This is a genomic window from Bdellovibrionales bacterium (assembly GCA_019750295.1).
Classification (GTDB): Bacteria; Bdellovibrionota; Bdellovibrionia; order Bdellovibrionales; family JAGQZY01; genus JAIEOS01.
In genome coordinates this window covers 1-6,071 of sequence record JAIEOS010000025.1, presented here as the reverse complement: position 1 = coordinate 6,071, position 6,071 = coordinate 1, and the positions used below count along the sequence as shown (strand labels likewise).

The 6,071-nt window shown below is 45.4% G+C and carries 10 protein-coding genes; 5 read left to right on the top strand and 5 right to left on the bottom strand.

Going from position 1 to position 6,071, the window contains the following annotated elements; translation table 11 throughout:
• The 3 genes from K2Q26_06645 to K2Q26_06635 form a co-directional block, all read left to right on the top strand.
• On the top strand, window positions 1-401 hold a 401-nt coding region (locus K2Q26_06645), incomplete at its 5' end, for a YdbH domain-containing protein (protein MBY0315177.1).
• Window positions 398-583 (top strand): YnbE family lipoprotein, encoded by a 186-nt coding sequence (locus K2Q26_06640; protein ID MBY0315176.1) that lies wholly within the window; start codon window positions 398-400, stop codon window positions 581-583. The genes K2Q26_06645 and K2Q26_06640, both read left to right, overlap by 4 nt.
• A gap of 16 nt (window positions 584-599) precedes the next feature.
• On the top strand, window positions 600-881 hold the full coding sequence (locus K2Q26_06635; protein ID MBY0315175.1) for a YdbL family protein: 282 nt from the start codon (window positions 600-602) through the stop codon (window positions 879-881).
• 70 nt (window positions 882-951) lie between these two features.
• Here K2Q26_06635 and K2Q26_06630 read toward each other — a convergent pair whose 3' ends face one another.
• The 3 genes from K2Q26_06630 to K2Q26_06620 form a co-directional block, all read right to left on the bottom strand.
• Window positions 952-1,494, bottom strand: coding sequence for a peroxiredoxin (locus tag K2Q26_06630; protein ID MBY0315174.1), 543 nt, complete (start codon window positions 1,492-1,494; stop codon window positions 952-954).
• 446 nt (window positions 1,495-1,940) lie between these two features.
• Window positions 1,941-2,252, bottom strand: coding sequence for a helix-turn-helix transcriptional regulator (locus K2Q26_06625; protein MBY0315173.1), 312 nt, complete (start codon window positions 2,250-2,252; stop codon window positions 1,941-1,943).
• Between the two features lie 69 nt (window positions 2,253-2,321).
• Window positions 2,322-2,537 carry a hypothetical protein gene (locus K2Q26_06620; GenBank protein ID MBY0315172.1) on the bottom strand — a complete coding sequence of 72 codons (216 nt, stop codon included), beginning with the start codon at window positions 2,535-2,537 and terminating at the stop codon, window positions 2,322-2,324.
• Window positions 2,538-2,575: 38 nt separating this feature from the next.
• Between K2Q26_06620 and K2Q26_06615 the strand changes: the two genes are divergently transcribed.
• Window positions 2,576-3,811: a DEAD/DEAH box helicase gene (locus tag K2Q26_06615; GenBank protein ID MBY0315171.1), complete on the top strand. Its 1,236-nt coding sequence runs from the start codon at window positions 2,576-2,578 to the stop codon at window positions 3,809-3,811.
• Between the two features lie 11 nt (window positions 3,812-3,822).
• Here K2Q26_06615 and K2Q26_06610 read toward each other — a convergent pair whose 3' ends face one another.
• Together K2Q26_06610 and K2Q26_06605 are read right to left on the bottom strand one after the other, a co-directional pair.
• Window positions 3,823-4,596, bottom strand: coding sequence for a neutral zinc metallopeptidase (locus K2Q26_06610; GenBank protein ID MBY0315170.1), 774 nt, complete (start codon window positions 4,594-4,596; stop codon window positions 3,823-3,825).
• 33 nt (window positions 4,597-4,629) lie between these two features.
• Window positions 4,630-4,839 (bottom strand): hypothetical protein, encoded by a 210-nt coding sequence (locus K2Q26_06605; protein ID MBY0315169.1) that lies wholly within the window; start codon window positions 4,837-4,839, stop codon window positions 4,630-4,632.
• A 96-nt stretch (window positions 4,840-4,935) separates the two neighbouring features.
• Here K2Q26_06605 and K2Q26_06600 point away from each other — a divergent pair.
• Window positions 4,936-6,071 (top strand): glucan biosynthesis protein (locus tag K2Q26_06600; GenBank protein MBY0315168.1); only part of this gene is annotated, 1,136 nt, incomplete at its 3' end.

The following is a 6,071-nucleotide window of genomic DNA, read 5'->3' as shown; positions in this document are numbered from 1 at the left end:
GTCGACTTTTTGGACATGTGAACCTGCGGTATAAAGATAAAATTCCGACCATTCAAGGGCAACTTCAAGGCGAAGGCCCGGGTTGGATTCGCTATCGACCCCCCGGAAATCGACCGAAGATAACGATTCAATCTACGGATAATCCAATGGATATTTTGCAAGGGTACCTTTACGACTTTGCTTTCGAAACTTTGAGCTTGCAAATTGAAAGCGATAAAAATTATGACAGTATTATGATACTCAATACGTTGGGCCGTAATCCACAGTATGTTCGAGGCAAGCCGCTTAAGCTAAATATAAAGTTAGAACAGAATATATTAGCCGCCGTTCAGTCAATGATGCTAACATATGATTTGCCGAATAAGTTAAAAGAAAAGTTAGAAGGCTCGGAGGCCCCATGAAACTCAAAGCGATAATTCTATCATTGTGTTGGGCTTTTTTGGCTTGCGCACCTACTGTAGCTTTACAAGCACCGGATAAGCCTTTGGAGATTAATCTCAATGTTAAGATTGATCATCAAATTTCCGTCAAAGTAGACAAGCAACTCGAAGATGTCATGAAGAAAAACGAAGGTATTTTTTAATCAACAGGAGTGAATCGTGAAGACAATTCAAGTTTTAATTCTTTTTATTCTTACAGTGATATTGACTGCCCCCAGTTTGGCAATGGATCTAGATACGGCCAGAGCCAATAAATCAGTGACGGAACTTCCCAATGGTTTTTTACAGGCCAACAATGATGCCGCTAAAGCTCTGGTCGAAGACATCAATAAAAAGCGAAAATCATTTTATGAAGATATCGCGAAAAAGAACAACATACCTGTAGAACAAGTGGGAGCCCAAGCGGCCGAAAAGATCAAAGCCGAGAAAAAAGCTCCCTAATGACCAATGACTGTTTGCGAAGCATGATTCCCAGGGCGGTTTGCCTATGCCGCCATGGAAAAACCAACCCCTAGATCTTTGTTGTCTCTTTTAATTTTTTAATTTGAGTCGATACTTTTTCTGCATCTTTCGCAGGGTCCACGTCTTTTTCGACAGCACGAATTTTTAGGTTGGGATCGATAATAAATGTCCAACGCTTGGACATACTGATCACCGGGATCCGTGTCCCATAAAGATTGGCGATCTCGCCCTTGTCGTCAGCAATTAATGTAAAATTCAGGTGATGTTTCTTATGAAATGCGGCTTGGTCAGCCACGGAATTTATACTAACGCCAAAAACATCAGCTCCCTGATCACGAATTACATTTATGCTATCACGAAACGCGCAAGCTTGTTGCGTGCACCCGGGGGTATCGGCTTTCGGATAAAAATAAAGCACAGTCCACTGACCTTTTCGAGACGAAAGATCGAAATCTTTTCCCTCGTGAGTTTTCGCCGTAAACGTCGGAGCTAAATCATTCTGTTTTAGCTCCGCGCCGGCCACTGGCTTTTTAGAATCGGCAGCCCAACTTAAAGAGCCGAGGAACAAACTAAAAATCAAAATCAACTTCATAGGGTTCTCCTTTTTAAAGAATAATAAAACTTCAACCGCTATATAAGCATCGAAAGGCCTCATTGTACATTTACTTTTGAGGCCAAAACCCTCTAGTTTTTCCTCGAGGGCCAATGTGGCCCCCGAGATATTGTTTCATTGACCTGCGAGTTTGGGGACGGGCGATGGACAATGAACAATTAAACGTCGAGCTCTGCCGTGAAGTCGCAATCTTGAAAGACGATGAGGCGAGCACCTCTTGGTACTTTTAGTGTTGTAGAACAAAACTTTATCTCGAATCAGCAAAACGCTTCCCAAAAAGAACTTGGAAAAAGCAGGTGTTTCGCTTCTGTTTATAAAATGTAACAAAAAAACCTCCTTGTTTAGAAATAAGAAACCCCTCCATTGGTGTTCCTGTAATTAGATCAACTCAATATTCTACGTGTATTTGTTCTCGCCTCCTTTTGTTAGGGAACCAAACGACTGGTTGCCTTATAGAACAATTGAAAATCTGCGACGTCGGAACTCGCCTGCTGCTTACCTGCCTTTGTTAATTTGTAGACTTTTTTAGGGCGAGCAGAATCGGCCATTTTAGTTTCGACGGTGACGTAATTTAATTTTTCGAGCCTATGTAAAATCGGATAGACGGTGCCAAAAGGCATCTTAAATACGCCTTTAGATCGGGATTCGATAAATTTGGAAACTTCGTAACCATGTTTGGGCCCATCAGTGAGCGCCATCAAAATCAGAAATTCCGCATGCTTTCGTTTCTTTTCCATGACCCAACCTATCTGTAATCAATATATCTATAACAAATATATATGTAAACAATATATGCGATGCGTTTTTTATCGCACGCAGATCGAAAACTCTGTGGTGAATTTCTGTCTGAATGATAAACGCTCAATTTGAATTTGGGTGGAACTCGATACCAAGGGTTTCTCACTGGCGCCGCTCCCAGTGCCCAGTGCAACTTCTACACTGTTATTGTCGAGCTCTGGCTTATCCGCCTTCGCAAACCCGGCGAAAAGAGACATGGAGAGATTATAATTCTTAGATTTCAATTCCCCCCTTCCCCAAGAGCGTGGTAAAGGTTTCACCTATGAAGTTTGATAAGTTTCACCTCTCTCAAGATTTGCTGCGAAATCTAACAGCCCTGGGTTTTTTTCGCACCACCGACATCCAATACAAAGCCATTCCCTCGATCCTCCGGGGGGAAGACGTTCTCGCGATTGCCCAAACAGGAACGGGAAAAACCGCCGCCTTCGCGATTCCGGTGATCCATGGAATCCACAGTCGAAAAGGAAGCAAACACGTTCGCGGCATTAAATGCTTAGTCATGGTGCCGACGCGCGAGTTGGCCCAGCAAATCGGCGAAGTTTTTACTGCGCTTTCCAAACACACCAAGGTTAAATCATTCGCAATGTTTGGTGGCGTTGATGAAGACCCTCAAATCAAGAAACTTCAGGAGGGAATTGACGTCCTCATCGCGACACCTGGTCGTATGTTTGACCTCATTCGTAAAGGTTTTCTCAATCTAGATCATGTAGAAACTTTAGTTCTTGATGAGGCGGATCGCATGCTTGATCTCGGTTTTATCGACGATGTCGAAGGGGTTAAAAAAGAACTTACTCGCGGGCATCAAACGTTATTTTTCTCCGCGACTATTAACCCTCAAATTAAGCGCTTAGCCTACTCACAGGTTCGCAGCAATGCCATACGGATCCAAATTTCGCCAGAGGATCCCGTCTCTAAAAACATCAGTCATTCAGTGATTTTTGTTGAAATGGACGATAAGCGATTCTTCCTTGCAGAATACATCAAACAAAATCCAGAGGGTAAATTCATCATTTTCGTGCGGACACGGGTCCGCGCCGAGCGTGTCGCTAAGGCTATGGCTCGAGTCCATATTGCGACTCAGACGATTCATGGCGAGAAAGATCAAACCGATCGTGAAGTGGTGATGAAAGCCTTTCGAAATGGCGAGAATAAAATTCTTATCGCTACAGATGTGAGCGCTCGCGGAATTGACGTCGCCGACGTTACACATGTGATCAACTACGATCTCCCCGATAATCCTGAAAATTATGTTCACCGCATCGGCCGGACCGGGCGCGGATTTAATAAAGGAATTGCAGTCTCCTTCTGCAGCAGCGAAGAAAAGCCGCAGCTGGAAGACATTCAAAAACTCATTCACAAAAAAATTGAAGTTTTTAAAATCAGTAAGAGTGATTATCAGATGATCGTTGAGCCTCCGCCAGACGTAAATAAAAGCATCCAGGATCTTATTCAAGACGAAGAAAATTTTAGAGAGCAAAAACGAAAAAAACGCCGTTAGTTTTTATAGATCTATTTTACGCAAGACTCGAGCTCGCCACCGGCGTAACCCCTTTTAAATGCAGCAACTCTTTGCGCAGAGGATCCGTGGGTAAACGAATCAGGAACGACATAACCTTGATTCATCTTTTGTAAGCGATCGTCTCCCACGGCGGCAGCGGCGCCCAATGCCTCGTCAATATCGCCCTCTTCGAGAAGTCCTTTGGTCTCCTCGGCCTGTTGAGACCATACCCCAGCCAGGCAATCCGCTTGGAGTTCTGTATCCACGCCGCTCCCACCTTTGAGTAATCCCAAGATCTGCTGAATATGATGGCCGACCTCATGGGCGACGACGTAAGCGCCAGCAAAGTCCCCCGTAGCTCCGAGAGTTTCTGACAGCTCGTCAAGAAAACTAAGATCCATATAGAGTTTTTCGTCACCAGGGCAGTAGAAGGGACCGGTGCTCTGACGAGCTCGCCCACAGGCTGAATCCACAACTCCCCGAAACAGTACGAGCTGCGGTTCTCGATACGCGCGAGATTTTTTCTCGAAAATGGGGTTCCACACATCCTCGGTACTCGCGAGAACAACGGAAACGAAAGTCTTTTGCTCATCCTCTCGACTTTCAGAGACTGGGGCCGACGTCGTGACCGAATCCATATTCTGAGCAACAAATTCGAGCGGATTCCCACCTAACAGATATATAAGAAGAGCGCCGAGGAGCAGACCACCTCCGCCGAGGGTTTTTACTCCCGTACGACGTTGATCAATCACATTATTACTTTCGCGCTGATTCTTCCAAAGCATAAAGCACCTTTAAGCTGAGATCTGTTTTTAAATTTACTGGATAGGGGACGACGCTGGCGGCTCTGCGATGAGCTTTCCTGAATCGACTGGAGCATCTGGACCCCGACCGACAGAGAGAAATTGCCACGCAATAAATGCAATGACGAAAATGACGATGGCGAATCCTACAAACGGCTTAAAGCGAGATCTGCGTAAAATAGTCATCAAATACGAATACTGAAATATATAACCTCTGTAAATCATTTATTCCCATTTAACTTTGGGTTAAAAATTGCAAATCTTGCAAACAAAAACCCATGGGTTGCCTCAGAAACATTAATATTATTAATTCCATTGAGTATGTACAAAATCTTTTTTTTCGTCTTCGCCTTTACTCAAACATCGATGGTCTTTGCGGCCTCCTCGATGAATCTCGGAAAATTGCGAAGAGAAGCCTTTGCACGCTGTCAAAAGCCCTACGTGAAAGTATCTCCCCCCACGATTCCTCAACTGGATCCTCCCACTCAGGGAGGACCCGAAGCTATAGGACTGGTCTACTTGGAGGAGTTAAGCATTCGCACTCAAAGCTTTTTAGACCAACACGATTTTTATTTTATCGCAAAGCCGCGGGCAGCTCTCAATACACTGCCTATGGATATTTTTATCTCCGCTGACGGCGGCCTCACGTACAACAAAAAAACGTGGGCCGATGCCAAGCCGGATTATTCCTCCCCCGCCATTCAACCTCCCATCGATACATCAACACTTCCGCCCGCCGGCCGAGTTCTCACTGAACTCATCATTGGCCACAAGTCGCCGACCGGAGACTTTCCACAACTTTTCGACTTTCGTTCGAGTGGATACATTCGATTTGCAGGATATCCTCCGGCGATCACCGGAGCGTCTTTGCGAGTGGCGGCTCATCGAATCTCTGGTACACACCTTCCGGGAAACTCCGCCGGGGAAGATTTCCCGGAAATACGACAGATTTATGCTTCGGCTCTCAGCGCGAAAACAGCGCGCGCGCTCCTCTTGGTCGAAAGCGAACTTTTCTGTAGCGCGATTTTGATGGACCTTAACGAGGGTTCCGAGGCCAGTGTCACCGCCGACGGTTACTGGTACACGCGCGAAAATTTTGATTGGGAAAAATCACCTCATACAGCTCTAGTCGCCTATAGCAGTATGCTGTGGAAGACCGAAAATCACACGCCTCACGATTCCACCGACGAGGCCCATGATTCCGACACGCTTAAGGTTTATTATAAAAAAGCATCTCCACAGATATACGTACTATCTCCGCCATCTTCAGGAATTGCAGTGACCGAATTTTCTCGCACTGATGAGACACCAAAACGTTGGATTTTAGCCAACGACGATCGTAACCCGGAACACTACGCCGAGTTTGCTCCCGCGCTGGGATCGACAAATTACCAGTACCGTGCCAGTTACGAGGTGGATATTCTCGAAAGTAATATCAAAACGGCAGTGGCCATGTA